The following is an 18,197-nucleotide window of genomic DNA, read 5'->3' on the forward strand; positions in this document are numbered from 1 at the left end:
TCCTTTATGAAATTTTGAATTTACTACTGATAAATTTAGCCCCGTCTTCTAGGGCGCCGCCTGCTGCTTCCATCATCTTGCTATAGTGCAAAAACGCGTGCATAACGCCTTTATACTCTTTAAATTTACTATCGCTGCGCTCCTTTAAAATTTCATACAATGCAACGCTGTCGTCTTTGAGCGGATCAAATTCGCAAGCGCCTATAAAGCAAGGCGGCACGCCCCGAGTAAGATCGGCATTTAAAATATTTACGTACGGTTTCTCCTCATCCTCGCTGCTTTGCAGATACTCTCTAAAATAATATTCCATATCTTCAGGCCTTAGCCAATCTATCTCGTTGCCGTAAAGCGAGCGAGAGGCCGAGTCTTTTAAGCCGTAAAGCCCGTAAAATAGCGCCATAGCCTTTACGCCGCTACTATCTTTGCCACTGTCTCGTCTATATAGATAGGTGCCCATACACATATTAGCGCCCGCGCTATCGCCGGCGTATGCGATAAATTCGGGCGAAATTTTATATTCTTTAGAATTTGCCAAAAAATGATCGATCGCCGCGTCGCACTCCCTGATTTGAAACGGATATTTTTTATCCGGCGCCAAGGTGTAGTCTATGCCGATCACCGCGCATCCGCTAAGATCAGCCAAAATTCTCATAATCCTATCGTGCGTATCGATACTGCCTACGACCCAACCGCCGCCGTGGATGAAAAATATCGTTTTATATTCGCTCTGTAAATTTGGATAATAGATCCTAGTCCTGATGCGGCTTCCTTCAAATTCCACCCAGACGTCCTTGCTATTATGCATCACGGGGCCGCCCTCGTTCCAAAATTTTCGCTCGTTTTCGTAGTTTTGCCTCATCTGTTCGTTTGTCTCGGCAGGCTCGGCAGGAGCGCTAGCTAGCTGGACATCTACGACCTTTTTCATCTCGGCCGAGAGCTTAGCTACCACGTCTATTTTGTTTTTTGCGTTCATAACATTCCCTTTATTTCATTGTAAGGCACCGCCCAATACGTGATCAGCAGCCACGTAAGGATGGCGCCCGAAGCTATCAAAACATAAGCGTAAATTTTATCTATCTTGTAATCTTTTAAATTTTGCTCGCTTTGCGGCAGGATATGTAAATTTGTATGAAATTCCGTCTCCGCAGCGGTTCTTTTCTGCCCCTTTGAGCCTAGTATCGCCAAAGCGATGCTGATAAAAACCCCTATAAAAAACGGATCGAAGAAATTTTTAAGCGGCGCTCCCGCAAACTCCACCAAGGCCTTGCTGCCAAGATACCCGAAAAATCCGCCTATCATCGATAGATACGCGCCACGCTCGGTAAGCCATTTGCTCCAAACGCTGGCAAAGGCTAAAAATCCCCAGGAAGCCGCGATTATCGTGCTAGCAAACCACGCGATCACGCGGATACTCGCCAGATCGAAATACGCCACCGCAAGAGCCGCGACGCTAACGACGAATACGACGATCCTGGTAAAATTTACCTGTTGCTTTTCGCTTTTAAAATTTATCGCGAAAATATCGTTTGCGAGACTAAAGCTAACGACCGACAAAAAGGTCGTAGCCGAGCTAAGGCCGGCCGATAAAATTCCCGTCAGCAAAAATACTCCTAAAATTTGAGGCACCGCTTCGTGCGCCGCCCAGATGATGACTTGCTCAGGTTTTGCCATGTTTGGATTTAGCTCTATAACGCTAATTGCGATGATGTAAAGAAACAGAAGGAAAAATATAGTTAAAAGCGCCGAAATCACGCCTGAGCGAAATATCACGTGTTCGTTTTTAGCCATCAAATTTCGCCCCGCTTGCCAAGGGCTCACGGCGACCGTTATCATCCAAACGATGCCGAGGGTCAAACCGTAGCTAACTATGTCAAACACGCTTCCGCCGCCGGTGTTGCCGTGATAAGATAATAGATCTTTTGGCGTATTGGGATTTACGGCGAGCTTTTGGATCAAATTTGACGCTCCGCCGATCTCTGCGAAAACAAAATATCCCACGAAAACGGTCGAGAGCAAAAAGCATAAGCACATCGCCGTATCTATGATGATGACGCCTCTTGAGCCCGAATATATCGTAAAAAGCAGTATGCATAGCCACGATATGAAAAGGCAGGCGGCTCTGTCAAATCCGCTAAGCGCCTCCATCAAAATGGACGTTCCCGAGATCACGCTAAGCAGATACGCCCCCAAAGAGACGACCGTGATAACGCCGGCAAATTTTTGAATCCGTCTGCTGTTAAATCTATAAAAGAAGTAGCTCGGCATCGTATTTACTTTCGCGCGTCTGATAAACCTTCCAAAATATAGCGGTCCGATGATATAGCCGCATGCGCAAAGGGTGTTGATAAGAAAGATCGTAGTGATGTTGCCGCCGTAAGCGTAAGCCGTATCGCCCATAAAGCCGTTGGTGCTCAGCATCGAGGCAAACATCGTACCGGCTATAAAAAACGTAGTCGCATTTCTGCCGCTTACGTAATAATCCTCTAAATTTTTAACTTTTTTACCGGCGTAAAAACCTATGAGTAAATAAACGCAGATACCTATAAAAACACCCGCCGCATAAACGTTCATTTCGGCTCTTTTATCTTTTTTTGCTCGGCGCTTAAATTTGCGCTTAAGATTATGCCCGTTACGACAAGACAGACGCCCGTAAATACCGAAAAGATAATCTCCCCCATAAAAGCCCCTTCTTGATTTATGTTTTTGAAAATTTAAAACCGCGTTTAAATTTACAAAAGCATAAGGCGCCTCTAAATTTTAAGAGGCGCGCTCTACTTATTTGATTATTTGCCCGACCAGTTAGGTTTTCTCTTCTCCATAAAGGCAAGAGGTCCCTCTACGCCGTCGGCAGTCTTTTCGATGAAGCGATAAGCCGTGTCAGAGTATCTCATCGCATCGTCAAGCGACATAGACGGAGCTACGTGCATAATCTCTTTCGTGATCTTTAGAGATAGCGGCGCGTTTGCTGCGATAGTCTCGGCAAGCTCGATAGCTTTGTTCATTAGCTCCTCTGGCTCTACGACGTAGTTTATGATGCCGATCTCTTTTGCTTCGTCGGCGTAGATTAGTTTGCCGGTCAAGCATAGCTCCATAGCGATCTTTCTAGGAAGCTCTCTTGCCATGCGTACTAGACCGCCAGTTGATGCGATAAGGCCTACTTTTACTTCAGGCAGACCAAATCTAGCGCCCTTAACGGCAACGATAAGATCGCAAGATACGGCTATCTCCATACCGCCGCCTACGGCCGTACCGTTTACGGCGCAGATGATAGGTTTAGCGCTTAGTCTGTTCGTAAGACCGCCGAAGCCGTGCTCGGTAACGGTTTGGCACTCGCCGGTGCTGCTTAGCTCGCTTAGATCCTCGCCGGCGCAAAAGCTCTTCTCGCCAGCTCCGGTTACGATGATAACGCGAACGGCTTTATCTTTCTCGGCTAAATTTAAAATCTCTTCCATTTTTGCCGAAGTAGCGCCGTTTAGCGCGTTTCTTTTCTCCGGTCTATTGATCGTTAGGATTAAAATTCCATCTTCTCTTAACTCGCTGATAACTTCGTTTGAACCGTGATAATTCGCCATTTTATTCTCCTTATTTTAAAGTATTTACAAGCGCCGGAATGACCTTGTAAAGATCGCCTACGATACCGTAGTCTGCATAATCAAAGATAGGTGCGTTTTTGTCTTTATTGATGACGATGATCTTGCCCGCGTCTTTTACGCCGACCATGTGCTGGATCTGTCCTGAAATACCGATAGAGATGTAAATTTCAGGCTTTGGCATAACGCTTGAGATACCGATATATCTCTCGTGTTCCATCCATTTTTCGCTTTCCGCGATCGGGCGTGAGCAGCCAAGCTCTGCGCCAAGAGCCTCGCAAAGCGCGCGAGCCATCGCAAGATCTTCCTCTTTTGCGATACCGCGGCCGACGGCGACGATTCTTTTTGCTTTATTAAGATCGACCGAACTTGATTGTTTCGGAAGCTTGTTAAGGCATTTGATAGCGCTTTTTGGCTCTACGAACTCAAGGGCTTTTGGCTCTTTATCGCTTGCCGAATTTGCCTGTGCAGGCGCGAACGCTCCGCTGTTTGCGACTATTATCGCGATGCTTGAGGCGATTTTCTCGCTACCTACGGCTAGACCGCCGTACATCATCCTTTTGCAAACTACGCCGCCCTCTACGCTCACTTCGTTTACCTCGGTGCAGACGCCCGCATTTAGTTTAGCGCCTAGCATCGCCGCTACGGCTTTACATCTTCTGGAGTTAGGCATTAAAACTATGCCGTTTTGACCGCTTAAAGCTTTAGCAAAGCTAGGGATTAAATTTTCTGCCAGCTCGCCCTCTTTAGCAACCAAAGCTTCGTCAGCTCCAAGCGCAAAAGCTTTTTTTGCGTCTTCTGCGTTCATTACGAAACAAATTACCTTTTCGCCAAGCTCTTTCGCGCCGCCCATTACTTCTTCTAGGCGATTTGCCGCATCGCTAAAAACCCATACGTTAGAAACTTTACTCATCGCCTTCTCCTTAATTCAACGCTTTTTTGAAATTTGCCGCAAATTCGGCGATCTTATCGTCGCCATCGCCCTCTACGATCACTTTTAGCCTATCTTTTTTCTTAGGCGCTTTTACCTCTTTTAGCTCTACGACGCTGCTTAAATCAAAATTTGAATCCATAACGTTTACCGGTTTTTTAGCCGCAGCAAGGATAGCTTTCATGCCAGGAATCGCAGGAGTGTTGATATCGGTAGATACGCAGATAAGCGCAGGAAGCGCGATCTCAAGCTCTTCGATCTCGTTTTCAAGCTCTCTTTGAACTACGATTTTCGTTGCATCAACCGATACGATTTTATTTACGCAGTTGATCGCAGGGATATCAAGAAGCGCGCCAACTCTAAGACCCGTTTGACCTGCAAAAAGATCGCCTGAGCCGTCGCCGCAGATGATAAGATCAAAGCCTAAATTTGAAGCTGTTTGTTTAAACATCTCGGCAGTATCGCAAGGCAGCAAGTTTTCAAATTTATCGTTTGATATAACGACAAGCTCGTCTGCGCCTCTTGAAAGGATATCCTTTCTAACCTTCGTATTTTCAAGGCTTTTGCTGCCTATGCTGAGCGCTTTTATGTTCGCGTCGGCATTTTGTTCTTTGATATCTACTGCCGCTTGCAAGGCGTTTAGATCAAACTGACTGATCTTCGGGTTCGCCTTACTAAGCTCAAGAGTTTCACCGTTTACGGCGATATCTTGTTCTTCCGGAACAACTTTGCATCCTACTAAGATCTTCATCTTTACTCCTTACGGTCATTAAATTTTGACTAAGTCATAATCAAGTTATTTTTCTAATCGTGATTATATAATAACTATGATTAATTGTCAAGGATTTTATAAAAATCAAATAGTAAATTATAAAATTAATATTTTTTTTAGAATTATAATATATGTTTTAATATAAAAAAGATGCATAAATAAGGCTTAACTACGATTTTATAGTATTTTTATATAAACAAAATAGCAATAAAAAAAGATAATTTTAAGAAAGTATGTTTAAGTATTTAATATATAAATTTGACGATATAGTCTTGTTAAAAGCGATGGAATATAAAAATTTTAGTATATATTGTAGTTTTTAGGAATATTAAATTTAATCCCATCTTCGGTTTATGCTAGGCGACAGCTTGGTCAAAACATCATAGCTGATCGTGCCGAAAAACTTCGCCCAAACGCGAGCGTCGTCAAATACGCAAATTTTCTCGCCCGCATCCTCGCAGCAAAAGCTATCCATCGACATTTTGCCGAGCAGCCTCTGTCCGCTAGCAGTGCGTAGCTCGCCCTCGCCCACGTAGCGCAACAGTCCGTCGCCATATCCCAGATCGTAAATCGCGACTCGCATATCCTCGCTCGCGCAAAATTTAGCGCCGTAGCCCGCGCATTGCCCTTTTTTTAGCACCCTGTCGCTAACTTTATGCGCCCAGAGCGACGCCACGCGTTTAAGCTCCAAACTCTCATCAAACTGCGCGTATCCGTAGGCTGCGATGCCCACGCGCACGCACTCGTCCGCTAGCTCGCCGAAGCGTTCGGTTGCGGCGGAGTTATGTGAGTGAAAGACCAAATCTCTCTCGCCACAAATTTCGCGCACTACGGCTTTTGCCGTATCAAAATTTCGCCTCTGCACGAAATAATCGCTACTGAGCTCCTCTGCGCTCCTAAAATGCGTAAATGCGCCACAAATTTGTAGCCCGTGCACCAAAGCCGCCTCGCACGCCGCCTTCGCCTCGCCGACCGCGACGCCGTTTCGGTGCATGAGCGTATCAACGGCGATATGCACGCGCGCGCCTTTTTTAAATTTAGCGATTAGCGAAAGGCTGTTTACCGCGTAGATAAATCGCTCGCTCTCGCCGCCGTCAGGGATATGCGAGAGCACGAGGATATGCTCGAAAAAGGGCTCCAGTTCGCGCGCCTCGGTCTCGTTTTTGACCGCGCAAAATTTGATGCCGTAGTTCGCCGCTTCGCGCCCCACTATCGTTGCCCCGTGCCCGTAGGCATTGTCTTTTAGCACCAAAATGACGCGATCTTTGCCGCCGGCTTTGGCGCAAATTTTGGTTAGATTGTTTATATAAGCGGCCCTATTTAAGACGAGTTCAGACATTGAATTTTACGCCAAACGCCTCATAGACGCTAGGCAGTAGCTTTCTGGTGTTATAATCGTAGGCGTAAAATTTAGCGTAAAGCGCCTTTAGATCCGCCTCTTTAACCGCTGCGAAATCAAACACGTCCGTGCCGGCGACCTTTGGCACCTGGCGATCCAGTTCGGCGAAAAACTCGTCCCTAGCCTTTAAAATTTCCTCGATTTGATTTTTTACCATTTCTTTTTTTTCTTGCATTTTATTTCTCCGTTAAGATTTGAAATTTATCTTTATCCAACTGCACGTAGAGCTCTTTTCGCCCTTTAAATTCGTGGCTTGGCGCGGCGTAATCCTCGTCAAAAACGACTCTAAAAAGATTTTGCCCTTTGACGCCGGGATACGGCGTCACGCTAAAATTTGACGCCTTGATGCTCTTTTTTTCGTTTAGGGCGAAAATTTTCTTTTTCCTTTCGGCGAATTTTGCCTTTGAAAGCGCGTTTTTGCCGTCTATCTTCACAAATTTATCCGCATAAAAGCTAAGGTAAATTTTAGTTTCGTTATCTCTCCACATCTGCAGCCACTCTTGCAGATGCGCCAGCACGCGCGCGATATCGTCTTTGCTAGCGTCTACGGGTTCGTTCTCACTGATTATCACGACGCCTTTATCGCCGATTAGTTTGCCGAATTTTACCAGTGCGTCGTTATCAAACGCTACGCAGCCGCGCGTTCGCACCTCATCCTCGCGTTTGCCGTTCATAGGCAGCCCGTGTATCCAGATGCCTCCGCCCGTTTTTTTAGCGGCTTTGTCGTGGGCGTTCGGATAGGATAGCGACATAGCAAGCGGTCCGTAAAAAGGATCGGGCGGAGTAAATTTATCTATGATATCATAAACTCCCACGGGCGTTTTTAGGTCGCCTTCTTTAAATTTATCCCCGCTTTTGCCGGTTATCACGTTTTGTGAAAATGTCTGCTCTAGCGCGCCGCCTGCATATTCGAAGCCGTGCAAAGTTTTTTGAGCTTTATTTACGACGATGATTTTAGTTTTTTTCTCGTAGTAGCCGTAGGTGACATTAGCATCGGTTAGCTTGGAACGCCAGTATTTCGCAGAGGTCAAATTCGCGTCCGTTAAATTTTGCGCCGCTAAAATTTGAGAGGATAAAACGGAAAAAATAAATAAATCAAATATCTTTTTCAAAACCATCCTAACGCTGTGTAATTTCGTAATAAAGGCAGCAATTATATTACATTTTCTCTTAAATTTTTTAAAAACATCTATTTTGTGTTACAATAGCGAATATCAAAATATTATTTAAAAGGATACAAAAAATGAAAAGCAAAATTTTAGTCGCGTCGCTACTAACGACGGCTCTAGGCTTCGCAAATGCCGCAGATATCGAGATTTCAAACATTTACGCCAAAGCCACTCTTCCGGGCGCGAAAAATACGGCGCTGTTTTTTGAGATCAAAAACTACACCAACAAACCCGTAAAACTAATAGGCGCCAGCTCTCCAGCGGCCGCTATAAGCGAGATACACACGCACCAAGAAGTAGACGGTATGAAAAAAATGGTACAGATAGAGGACATCGAGATAGCGCCCGAAAGCACCGTGAGCCTCGAGCCTGGCGGCTTGCACGTGATGCTGATGAATATCAAAGCGCCGATAAAAGAGGGCGACAAACTCGAAGCCGTGCTGGAATTTGACAACGGCGAAAAGATCGAGATAAAAGATATCGTCGCAAAGCCGGTTATGGCTAAAAAAGAGGGCGGCCGCGATCACGGCGGACATATGGATATGAGCAAGCAAAAACATTAAAATAATGAAAAAATTTCTCGTAATTTTAGCTTTGCTAATCCTGACGCTAGGCGCCTCGGCGTATCTGTTTTTTAAGCCGCAAGCACAGGAGGATTTTTTAAGCTCGGAGGACGTGGGGGCAAATTTAACCCCGCTTCCTTGCGATATGAACGAGCAGCACTCCTGCGGCGTGGAGTTTCGCGGCAAGACGGTTAAATTTAGCCTCTCGCCAAAGCCCGTTTATACGATGCAGCCGACGCTCGTTCGTATCGAGGGGTTGGAGGGATTTAAAAACCCGAGCCTTGAGATCCGCGGCATAAATATGGATATGGGTGTCATCAAAGCCGACGTCGAAAAAAGAGATAACGCCTATATCTCAAACATAGTGCTTAGCGCGTGCCTGATAAACATAATGAGATACCGCTTCGAGGTGCTTGAAAACGGCAAAAGAAGCGGACTTTATATAGACTTTGACCTACATCAGTAGGTATAAATTTAACCAAAAAGGCGAACAATGAAAAAACTTTTTATCATTTTGATACTAATTACGACGGTTTTTGGCGCGATATTTCTCGCGCTTTACTCAGACAAATATAATTTCACGGGTCAAGGCGCAAACGGCGCCGTTAGCTTAAAGAGCTTTGAGGGGAAAAACAAGATCATTTACTTTGGCTACACGACCTGCCCCGACGTCTGCCCGGCGGCTCTTGGCATCCTTGCGGGCGTTTTAAACGAACTTAAACGAGACGATATGGTAGTGTTTTTCATCACGCTTGATCCCGAGCGCGATGAGGCCAAAAACGTCGATGAATATGCGAAGTATTTTTACCCTAATTCTTACGGCGTCGTAGCGGACGATCTGCCTAAGGTAGCCAAAAGATACGGCGTGAAATATCAAAAAGTACTACTTGAAAAATCGGCTATGGAGTACTCCGTCGCGCACAGCTCCTCGCTCTACGTGTTGGACAAAAAAGGCAAATTCGTATCCGAAATTTCAAATTTAACGACGCAAAATATCAAAAAGACGCTCGAAAATTTGAAATAATAACAGCTTTATTATTTTATAAAATCTGTGTTACGCTATAACACAGATTTATTTTATCCGATTATTACAAACCTTGATTTATATCAATACTTTTTAAGCTCCCGAGCTGTATAGTTTCATTAATAGAAAATTTAAAATCTGGAAAGCGTTATGAAAATAATAGCGTTTTTGTGCACCTTACTTATTTTCTCTTTCTCAAGCTCAAGCGAAGTCGGTACAAATCTCGCCGGTAGCGATGTAAAAGGCTGTGCGTATAGTAATCGAAACGGCACTCTTGCCATCTACGACGCTGCAGACTCGCTAAAGATACTTGACGCAAAAGATTTAAAACTTATTAATAAATTTGATTTTAAAACCGACGGTATAACCTCGCTCGACTTTGAAGGCGCAAATTTATACGCGGGATTTTCAGGCGGCAAGATAGCTAAATTTAGCGAGGATTTCAGCTCTTTTGCCGGTATGCTAAATCTTTCAAATTTAAGCTTTGAGTCGCAGATAACGCACCTTCGGGTCGAAAACGGCAAAATTTACGCAGTCGCCGGCAAAAACGCCTTTATCTCCTACGACATTGCGTCAAAAAAGCAGGCGCGCACGAACCTTGACGGCGCATACCGTATCGCGACCTGTCAAATTTTAAACGGCGTCGCACTGATAACGGGCTGGGATAGATCGGTTTTTACCGTAAATTTAAGCACGATGCAGGCAATAAATCTGGGCAAATTAAAATCCGTAGCTCTGAGCGCGGCAGAGATAAACTCGGGCGTGATTTTCGGACTTGCTAGCGGCGAAATAGCGAGCCTCAAATTTGACGCTGGGGAAAATTTGACGAACGAAATAAAAGTAAATTTGGCGAGCGAGCGAGCAAGCGCAGCAAATTCGGCTAACGACCAAGCAAATTTAAACTACGCCAAAGCAAGCGCAGTCGGCAAAATGGACACAAATTTGAGCGCCGAGGTAAATTTGCTACAGATAAGTGATAAAGACGGAGCGCGCGAGGCAAATTTGACCGCCGTCAAAAACGCGCAAAACAAAACGGATCTAAATTTGGCTAACGGCAAAGCAAACGCAAATTTGATGAACTCTACAAATTTAGAAACAAAAAACTCGGCGAGCACAGAAACCAAAGCCGCCCCGAACCCAATCGTCCAAATTTACAAAATCTCAAATTCGCGCGTTAAAAGCCTACTAATCGTGCAGGATAAAGTTTATATCGGGCTTGGAAACGGCGAAATTTTACGAAGCGACGCGGAGTTTAAACAGATAGAAAAAATGGGCAAAAACTCTGACGCCGTGATAAAAATTTTTAACGACGAAGATAGCGTCATAGCCGTTAGCATAAACGGCGAGATCCAAATTTACAAGAAAAAATCTTAGGAAAGGAGATTTTCAATGAACAAACTACTTAGTTGCGGTATCGTTGCGGCTGCGAGCCTCGCGTTTGCCGTTAGCGGTGCGTGTGCATCGGGTAGCGACCTCCAAGCTATCATGAAAGCGCGCGGGCTAACGGAAAAAGACATCCTAGCAGCCGCTAAAACATATCAGCCAAGCGGCAAAAAAGACGACTACATCGTCTTCTCATCAGGAGGCCAAAGCGGACAGGTGATGGTTTACGGCGTGCCTTCAATGAGGATTTACAAGTATATCGGCGTCTTTACGCCGGAGCCTTGGCAGGGATACGGCTACGACGAAGAGTCTAAAGCCATCCTAAAAAGCGGCGCCATCAGAGGCAAACAAATCACGTGGGGCGACACTCACCACCCTGCTCTCACCGAGAAAAACGGCGAATACGTCGGAGATTATCTTTTCATCAACGACAAGGCCAACCCTCGCATCGCCGTGATAAATTTGCACGATTTCGAGACGACTCAGATCGTGGTTAACCCTATCATGAAAAGCGAACACGGCGGCAGCTTTATCACTCCAAACAGCGAATACGTCATCGAAGCGGCGCAGTACGCGGCTCCGCTAGATAACGGCTACCACTCGATGGACGAATACGAAGCGGCTTATCGCGGCGCGGTAACGTTTTGGAAATTCGACTATCCAAAAGGCAAGATAGACGAGAAAGCCTCCTTCTCGCTCGAGCTTCCTCCGTACTGGCAGGACCTAAGCGACGCCGGTAAGGGCGAGAGCTTCGGCTGGGCGTTTACAAACTCGATAAATACCGAGATGTATACGGGCGGTATCGAAAAAGGCTTGCCTCCGTTTGAAGCGGGCGCGAGCAGAAACGACACGGACTATTTGCACGTTTATAACTGGCAAATTTTAGAAAAACTGGCTCAGGATAAGAAAAACTATATGGAGATAAACGGCCATAGAGTAGTTACGATAGAGGCCGCGGTTAAAGCCGGCGCGCTATTTTTGATCCCGGAGCCAAAGAGCCCGCACGGCGTAGACGTCACTCCTGACGGCCGCTATATCGTTATCGGCGGCAAGCTAGATACTCACGCGACGGTTTATGATTTTAAAAAGATCAAAAACCTAATCGACAAAAAAGAGTTCGCTGGCACCGATCCGTACGGTATCCCTGTGCTTGATATGGCAAAGACCTTGCAAGGACAAGTGGAACTTGGCCTTGGACCTCTGCACAACTCTTTTGACGAAAAAGACGGCATCATCTATACCTCTCTTTACGTCGATAGCCAGATCGTGAAATGGGACTATAAAAATTTAAAAGTTCTAGATAGGATCAACGTCCACTACAACATCGGACACCTTGATACTATGGAGGGGAAATCGTCAAAACCTAAAGGCAAATACGCTATCGCTCTTGATAAACTTTCGATCGATCGCTTTAACCCGGTAGGTCCTCTTCACCCGCAAAACCACCAGCTTATCGATATCACGGGTGCCAAGATGGAGCTTTTATACGATATGCCGATACCTCTTGGCGAGCCTCACGACGTAGTTTCTATCGCGGCTAGCAAGCTAAAACCAGCTACTACCTATACGATGGGAACAAACTCTCGCACAGGCAAAGAAAGTCCGTTCGTAACTCTTGCCGGACAAGAGAGAGTCGAGCGCAACGGCAAAAACGTAACCGTATACGCTACGATGATCAGAAGCCACATAAACCCTGAGCACATCGAGGTAAATAAAGGCGACAACGTAACTATCCACCTAACAAACCTAGAGCGCGCCCAGGACGAGACGCACGGCTTTACCGTGGATCTTTACAACATCCACGCGTCTTTAGAGCCGGGTAAAACCGCGACCGTAAATTTCGTAGCGGATGAAGAGGGCGTGTTCCCTTACTACTGCACCGAGTTTTGCTCTGCGCTGCACCTTGAGATGATGGGTTACTTGCTAGTTAAAGATCCGAACAAAAAATACGAATCCGCCAAAGTAAGCAAGCTAAAAACCCTAAGTCCGGAAGCTCTAAAAGCCGAATACGATAAAGTAATCGCTACAAACAAAGCTACCGACGAGGTTATCCAAAGCGTCGTTACGTATCTAAAAGAGAAGCATTACGAAAAATATCCTAAGGTAAAAGAGCTAGTTACCGACGCGCTGGATCAATACGGCAAAATCCCTGAAGTAAAAGCAAAAGCCGACGAAGCCTACAAAAAAGGCGACGTAAACGGCGCGATCCTATGGGAGTACCAAGTATGGCAGTATATGGTTAAAACCGCAGACGTCGGCCTAAGAGCTAAAAACAACCTAGCTAAAGAGATCGCCACGCCTATGAGCTCGGCTGCCGCCAAAGGCGAGGAAGCCTATCTAAAAGGCGGTTGTAACGGCTGCCACGTCATCGGTCAAGTAAGCTCGGGTCCAGATCTAACCGGCGTTCTTTTGCGCCACGAAAACGCAGAGAAATGGGTGTTTGACTTTATCAAAGATCCTGCTAAATTTTACAACGACGAGTACGTCAAATCTATGATAGATTTCTTTAACCTCAGGATGCCTAATCAGCACATGAGCGACCAAGAGATCAAAGATATCATCGAATATCTAAAATGGATCGACGAAAACGCAGGAATGTAATCCAAATTTGATTCGGGCTTAGCGGTCCGAATCAGTCCGCTAAATTTGAGGCTCGGCGCGCGTAACTCGAGCCTCCTACGTTAAATTTAAAAAGCGTTTTGCGAAAAATTTTTTAAATTTAACAAAGGAGAAACGATGAAGAAGTATCAAATTTACACTATTATCGCGTTAGTCTTGATGACCGTTTGTTTTACGATCCCGGTGCTTGGCTTTTTTGGAGCCAAGGCTAAAATCGCCGCGGGCGAGCCGCTTGCCGGATATTCGTATAAAATTTACGACCTTTACACCTCGTTTCAGTACAAAAATCACCTGATGTCAAAGGACGTCGCAAGCAGCCTAGAAAAGATGATCGAGCAAAAAGCCGAGATCGGCACGCCCTCTTTTCCTATCTGGTACGTTGCGCTTGAAGCGCCAAACTACCCTAAAGACGCCTTTCCAGACGGTATTCCGGTTTATTTCCACGTTGACGGATACGGCGGCGACGTGCACGAGATGAACACCATAAACCACTACATCGGCATGTATCCGATGGAGCACGGCGGCAACGTCGAGCGTGCGATTGCGCCTTATTATCTGCTTATTTCCACGCTTTGCATGCTAGCATTTTTATACTACGACGGCAAATTTAACTCCCTGCTCATGGTGCTTCCGACCATCGCTCCGCTGCTTTTCATGGGCGCATTTGCGGGCTGGCTTTATTGGTACGGGCACAATATGCAAGAGTGGGGCGCGTTTAAGATAAAACCGTTTATGCCGACCGTGCTTGGCGACGGCAAGGTCGCGCAGTTTACGACGCACTCGTATCCTAGCATAGGATTTTGGGTGATGATGGCTATGAGCGCGCTTTGTATCCTAGCCGTATTTTCAAAGAAAAAAGAGCTCAAAGAAGCCAAATGAAATTTAAGCTTTTGCTCTTTTGCGCGCTAAATTTGACGGTCTTCGCCGGTCCGCTACAAGACGCTATAAACGCTGCGGAACCGGGCGACATCTTGCGCCTAAACGACGGCCTTTACGAAGGAAATATAATCGTCGATAAGCCGCTAACGATAATAGGCAAGGGCGAAAACGCCGTGATACGAGGCGACCGCAAATCAAGCGTGATAAAAGTAACGGCAAAAAACGTTAAGCTTATAAATTTAAACATCGAGGGCAGCGGCACGAGCCAGATGGACCTAAACGCCGGCGTTAGCTGCCTAAAAGGCAATAATCTTTTAGTAGAAAAAAGCCGCTTTAAAGACGTGCTTTTCGGTATCGAGCTATCAGAATGCAACCAAGCCATAATAAGAGATAACAACATCACCTCAAAAGAGGGCTTTGACGTGCCTAGACGCGGAGACGCCGTGCGCGCGTGGTATTCGCACGAAAATTTGATCGAGCGAAACTACGTCTATAACAGTCGCGACATCGTGGCGTGGTTTTCCAGCAACAACGTAATCCGCAAAAATTTCGGCAAAAATAACCGCTACGCCGTGCATACGATGTACTCGGCGGACAACCTCATCGAGGATAACGAATTTAGCGGCGGAGCGGTGGGGATGTATTTTATGTTTTCTACGAATTCTCTCGTGCGCCGAAACGTGATAATCAACTCAAACGGAGCGTTTGGCGTGGGTATCGCGCTAAAAGACGCCTCGGGATTTAACATCAGAGAAAATACCTTTTTGTATAACTCGCGCGGCATCTACTCGGATCGCTCGCCGCTAAATCCAGGCACCGTAAATACCCTCGAAAACAATCAAATTTTATACAACGTCATCGGGCTGCAAATGCACGCGACGCAGGAAAAAAGCGTATTTAAGGGCAATGATTTTATCGGAAACATGGAAACGGCTATCAACGACACCCCGGGCTCAAAGATCGAGCTAAACGAGTGGAGCGGTAATTATTTCGACGAATACGAAGGACTCGACGTCGATAGAGACGGCATCGGCGATACGCCATACTTGCACTTCGTTTACGCCGACAAGCTTTGGCAGTACTATCCGACTCTGCGCTTTTTCTATGGCTCCACCGTGATAAGCGGGCTAAATTTTCTAGCTAAGCTTGCGCCGTTTTCCGAGCCGCTCAAGCTTTTAGAGGACGGCTCTCCTAAAATGCGCCCCAATAACGCCGAAAAGGCAACGCTATGAATAGACGAAATTTTATCGCCTTAACGGCAGGCGCGGCGGCCGCAGGCTACGGCATCGGATATTTTTTACCCAAAACGCACGCGGACGAGCTTTTTTTACGGCCTCCCGGAGCGGTTAAAAATTTCGAATCGCTCTGCATAAAATGCGGCCAGTGCGTGCAGGTCTGCCCGTATCACAGCATCGAGCTACTAGATATCGCGCAGGGCTACTCAAACGGCACGTCCTACATAAACCCGCACGAGCGAGGCTGCTATCTATGCGACCTTTTTCCTTGCGTTTTAGCCTGTCCCAGCGGCGCGCTAGATCACGCTACGACGCAGATCAACGACGTAAAGATGGGCGTGGGCGTGCTACGAGGGCGCGAGGCCTGTCTTGCTTATAAAAACGAAAACGTAAATTTAAGCGGCGTTACGAAAATGCTCGAGCGTAAAATTTACAACGACCGCGAGCAAGCCGTAAAAGACGCCGTCCAAAATAGCGTGGATAAGCCCTGCGATCTGTGCGTTAGCCTCTGTCCGGTCGGAGACGCCGCCATAACGATGGCTAAAAGCGACGGGCGAAATTTGCCCGAATTTAAACAAGGCTGCGTCGGATGCGGAGTGTGCGCCGAGGTTTGCCCGGCACAGATCATCGATATAGCGCCAAACCGCGGCTATGACGAAATTTACAAAGGATAAAAATGAGAAATAAAATTTTAGGCTGTCTCATGGCCCTCGCCGCCGCTGCGCTGATAACTGGCTGCGAGAGCAAGGATGATAAAAAAAGCGCGACGCAATCGGCAAAAACACAAGCGACGCCAGCCGCCGCAGGCATGATAGAGACGCAAAAAGCGGACGCTAACGCAACCGCTCAAAAAGACTACGATCAGTTTATGAGCTACGACATAAACGGCAAAAAGAGAGTCAAATTTGGTCTAGATGACGAGGAGAGCGAGACTAGCCGCTCAGTCGGCGCGCTAGCGATGGTGCGAAGCCCGCTACAAAGCATAAATTTAAAACTCATCAAAGGGCAGCTTAGCAAAGACTTTATCGTAAAATGCTCCGCCTGTCACGACGACTACGCCAACGGCATCATCGGCCCGTCGCTGCTAAACAAAACCTCGGATCAAATTTACGACATGATCGCTGCGTATAAGAGCAAGCAAAAGGCAAATCCTTTGATGAAAGATCTGGTGCGCGGCATGGACGATGCGCAGATCAGGGCGCTAGCTAATGAAATCAGCGAATTTAACGAGCAATTTAGAAAAAAATAGGAGGCTAAAATGGGAAAGAAAATAGCGATAATCTTTGGAGTTTTGGTACTTGCGCTCATGGTTTTTATGCTGACTAGCCAGCCGTCGGCACCCATAAAGGACGCCAGCAGGCCCGAGCTAAAACCGGCGCAACAAACGCAACCAAAAGCCGCAAACGAAGAGCTGAATTTGCAAGATAGCGAAGAGATCAAAAAGATCAAACAGCTACAAAACAGCGTCGCAAATCAGCCTAGCGAGGGCGTTAGCAAACGATATCTAACCTCCTGCGCGCCTTGCCACGGAGCAAACGGCAAGGGCGTGATGGCGCCTAGCATCGCAGGCAAAAGCAAGGACGAAATCCTAGCTTCGCTAAAAAACTACAAAGAGGGTAAAGTGGCAAATAGCCTGATGAAGGGGCTTCTCACAAATGTTTCAGACAAGGATCTAGGCGCGTTAGCTGATGAAATTTCAAAATTTAAAGAGTAGAAAATGGACAAGTATGCCACGCGCTGCACGGTCGCCAAAGTCCCGTTTCTAAGCACGCTCACGGTAAAAAACGCCGAGGGCAAAAAGCGCCTTAGTATCCGCGCTTGGCGGCTTATGACGATTGCGCTGGTGCATATTTTATTCGTGCTTTCTTATCGCGCGGATATTCAAATTTTAGAAGGCGACATCAGCGGATCAAGGATCTTAGGCTTTCATTTGACCGACGCTTTTATGAGCTTTCAGGTATTTGCCGCGACGCACGAGTTTCCGATAAATTTGATCATCGGAACGGCTACGATTTTACTTTTTTACGCGCTTGTGGGCGGGCGAGCCTTTTGCGGCTGGATTTGCCCTTATACTTTTTTGGGCGAGATCGGCGAGAAAATACACGAAAATTTAGCCGCCAAAAAGATAATCAAACGCCGCGAGTTCGATCCGAAATGGCGCTACGTCTTTACCGCGCTTTTTATCGCGATGAGTTTTGCCAGCGCGCAGCTCGTGTTTGAGATTTTTAGCGTGACGGGCATAGTGTCTAGGTTCGTCATCTACGGCTATTTTCATGCGATTTGGTTTGCGGTTTTCGTGCTTTTAGTCGAGATTTTCTACTCCCGCAGAGGCTGGTGCCGCTACGTCTGCCCCATCGGCGCGACGTACTCGCTGCTAACCCGCACCAACGCCGTTAAAGTTAGCTGGAACAAAGATCGCTGCGACCACTGTTTAGTCTGTATCGATACCTGTCTCGTGCCTCACGTATTAGAAATCACGAAGAAAAACGCTAAAACGGGCGGCGACGAAAATAAAAAAGAATTTCGTCTCGTAGGCGGCGACTGCACGCTTTGCGGGCGCTGTATCGACGTGTGCCACCACGACGCGCTAAAATTCGACAACGGCTTTAAAAAGCTCATCTAAAAGGATAAAT

The 18,197-nt window shown here is 46.5% G+C and carries 19 protein-coding genes; 11 read left to right on the forward strand and 8 right to left on the reverse strand.

Features of this window, described 5'->3' with window-relative positions:
• Nucleotides 1-4: 4 nt before the first annotated feature.
• The 8 genes from aes to pgp2 form a co-directional block, all read right to left on the reverse strand.
• Nucleotides 5-973, reverse strand: a complete 969-nt coding sequence (aes, locus tag CRECT_RS09445; protein WP_004318532.1) for an acetyl esterase — start codon at nt 971-973, stop codon at nt 5-7.
• Nucleotides 970-2,571 (reverse strand): sodium:solute symporter family protein, encoded by a 1,602-nt coding sequence (locus tag CRECT_RS09450; protein WP_004318399.1) that lies wholly within the window; start codon nt 2,569-2,571, stop codon nt 970-972. The genes aes and CRECT_RS09450 overlap by 4 nt, the downstream gene beginning before the upstream one ends.
• Before the next feature lie 212 nt (nt 2,572-2,783).
• Nucleotides 2,784-3,572 (reverse strand): enoyl-CoA hydratase/isomerase family protein, encoded by a 789-nt coding sequence (locus CRECT_RS09455; protein ID WP_004318605.1) that lies wholly within the window; start codon nt 3,570-3,572, stop codon nt 2,784-2,786.
• A gap of 10 nt (nt 3,573-3,582) precedes the next feature.
• Nucleotides 3,583-4,503: an FAD-binding protein gene (locus CRECT_RS09460; protein WP_004318602.1), complete on the reverse strand. Its 921-nt coding sequence runs from the start codon at nt 4,501-4,503 to the stop codon at nt 3,583-3,585.
• A 10-nt stretch (nt 4,504-4,513) separates the two neighbouring features.
• Nucleotides 4,514-5,272 (reverse strand): putative electron transfer flavoprotein FixA, encoded by a 759-nt coding sequence (gene fixA / locus CRECT_RS09465; RefSeq protein ID WP_004318413.1) that lies wholly within the window; start codon nt 5,270-5,272, stop codon nt 4,514-4,516.
• Nucleotides 5,273-5,627: 355 nt separating this feature from the next.
• Entirely contained in the window at nt 5,628-6,632 is a 1,005-nt protein-coding gene (locus CRECT_RS09470; protein ID WP_004318464.1) for an alanine racemase, read from the reverse strand.
• Nucleotides 6,625-6,867: a CmeU family protein gene (cmeU, locus tag CRECT_RS09475; RefSeq protein WP_004318293.1), complete on the reverse strand. Its 243-nt coding sequence runs from the start codon at nt 6,865-6,867 to the stop codon at nt 6,625-6,627. Before cmeU ends, CRECT_RS09470 begins: the two co-directional genes overlap by 8 nt.
• 1 nt (nt 6,868) lies before the next feature.
• Nucleotides 6,869-7,810 carry a cell shape-determining L,D-carboxypeptidase Pgp2 gene (gene pgp2 / locus CRECT_RS09480; RefSeq protein WP_004318639.1) on the reverse strand — a complete coding sequence of 314 codons (942 nt, stop codon included), beginning with the start codon at nt 7,808-7,810 and terminating at the stop codon, nt 6,869-6,871.
• 125 nt (nt 7,811-7,935) lie between these two features.
• Here pgp2 and CRECT_RS09485 point away from each other — a divergent pair, with 125 nt between their 5' ends.
• The 11 genes from CRECT_RS09485 to CRECT_RS09535 all read left to right on the forward strand — a co-directional run bounded on the left by CRECT_RS09485 (nt 7,936) and on the right by CRECT_RS09535 (nt 18,187).
• On the forward strand, nt 7,936-8,424 hold the full coding sequence (locus tag CRECT_RS09485; protein WP_004318430.1) for a copper chaperone PCu(A)C: 489 nt from the start codon (nt 7,936-7,938) through the stop codon (nt 8,422-8,424).
• 4 nt (nt 8,425-8,428) lie between these two features.
• Nucleotides 8,429-8,890, forward strand: a complete 462-nt coding sequence (locus tag CRECT_RS09490; protein WP_004318531.1) for a hypothetical protein — start codon at nt 8,429-8,431, stop codon at nt 8,888-8,890.
• Nucleotides 8,891-8,917: 27 nt separating this feature from the next.
• A complete protein-coding gene (locus tag CRECT_RS09495) occupies nt 8,918-9,448 on the forward strand; it encodes an SCO family protein (protein ID WP_004318478.1) in 531 nt (176 codons plus the stop codon).
• A 150-nt stretch (nt 9,449-9,598) separates the two neighbouring features.
• Nucleotides 9,599-10,822, forward strand: a complete 1,224-nt coding sequence (locus CRECT_RS09500) for a PQQ-binding-like beta-propeller repeat protein (RefSeq protein WP_004318397.1) — start codon at nt 9,599-9,601, stop codon at nt 10,820-10,822.
• Between the two features lie 15 nt (nt 10,823-10,837).
• Nucleotides 10,838-13,432 (forward strand): Sec-dependent nitrous-oxide reductase, encoded by a 2,595-nt coding sequence (nosZ, locus tag CRECT_RS09505; protein ID WP_004318607.1) that lies wholly within the window; start codon nt 10,838-10,840, stop codon nt 13,430-13,432.
• A gap of 135 nt (nt 13,433-13,567) precedes the next feature.
• Nucleotides 13,568-14,329 carry a hypothetical protein gene (locus tag CRECT_RS09510; protein ID WP_004318331.1) on the forward strand — a complete coding sequence of 254 codons (762 nt, stop codon included), beginning with the start codon at nt 13,568-13,570 and terminating at the stop codon, nt 14,327-14,329.
• On the forward strand, nt 14,326-15,561 hold the full coding sequence (locus tag CRECT_RS09515; protein ID WP_004318528.1) for a nitrous oxide reductase family maturation protein NosD: 1,236 nt from the start codon (nt 14,326-14,328) through the stop codon (nt 15,559-15,561). The genes CRECT_RS09510 and CRECT_RS09515 overlap by 4 nt, the downstream gene beginning before the upstream one ends.
• On the forward strand, nt 15,558-16,238 hold the full coding sequence (locus tag CRECT_RS09520; protein ID WP_004318615.1) for a 4Fe-4S dicluster domain-containing protein: 681 nt from the start codon (nt 15,558-15,560) through the stop codon (nt 16,236-16,238). The genes CRECT_RS09515 and CRECT_RS09520 overlap by 4 nt, the downstream gene beginning before the upstream one ends.
• A 2-nt stretch (nt 16,239-16,240) precedes the next feature.
• Nucleotides 16,241-16,813, forward strand: coding sequence for a c-type cytochrome (locus CRECT_RS09525; protein ID WP_004318488.1), 573 nt, complete (start codon nt 16,241-16,243; stop codon nt 16,811-16,813).
• A gap of 9 nt (nt 16,814-16,822) precedes the next feature.
• Nucleotides 16,823-17,278, forward strand: a complete 456-nt coding sequence (locus tag CRECT_RS09530) for a c-type cytochrome (RefSeq protein ID WP_004318309.1) — start codon at nt 16,823-16,825, stop codon at nt 17,276-17,278.
• Between the two features lie 3 nt (nt 17,279-17,281).
• On the forward strand, nt 17,282-18,187 hold the full coding sequence (locus tag CRECT_RS09535) for a NapH/MauN family ferredoxin-type protein (protein WP_004318349.1): 906 nt from the start codon (nt 17,282-17,284) through the stop codon (nt 18,185-18,187).
• Nucleotides 18,188-18,197 lie beyond the last annotated feature (10 nt).

The sequence above is a fragment of the Campylobacter rectus genome (assembly GCF_004803795.1).
Lineage (GTDB): Bacteria > Campylobacterota > Campylobacteria > Campylobacterales > Campylobacteraceae > Campylobacter_A > Campylobacter_A rectus.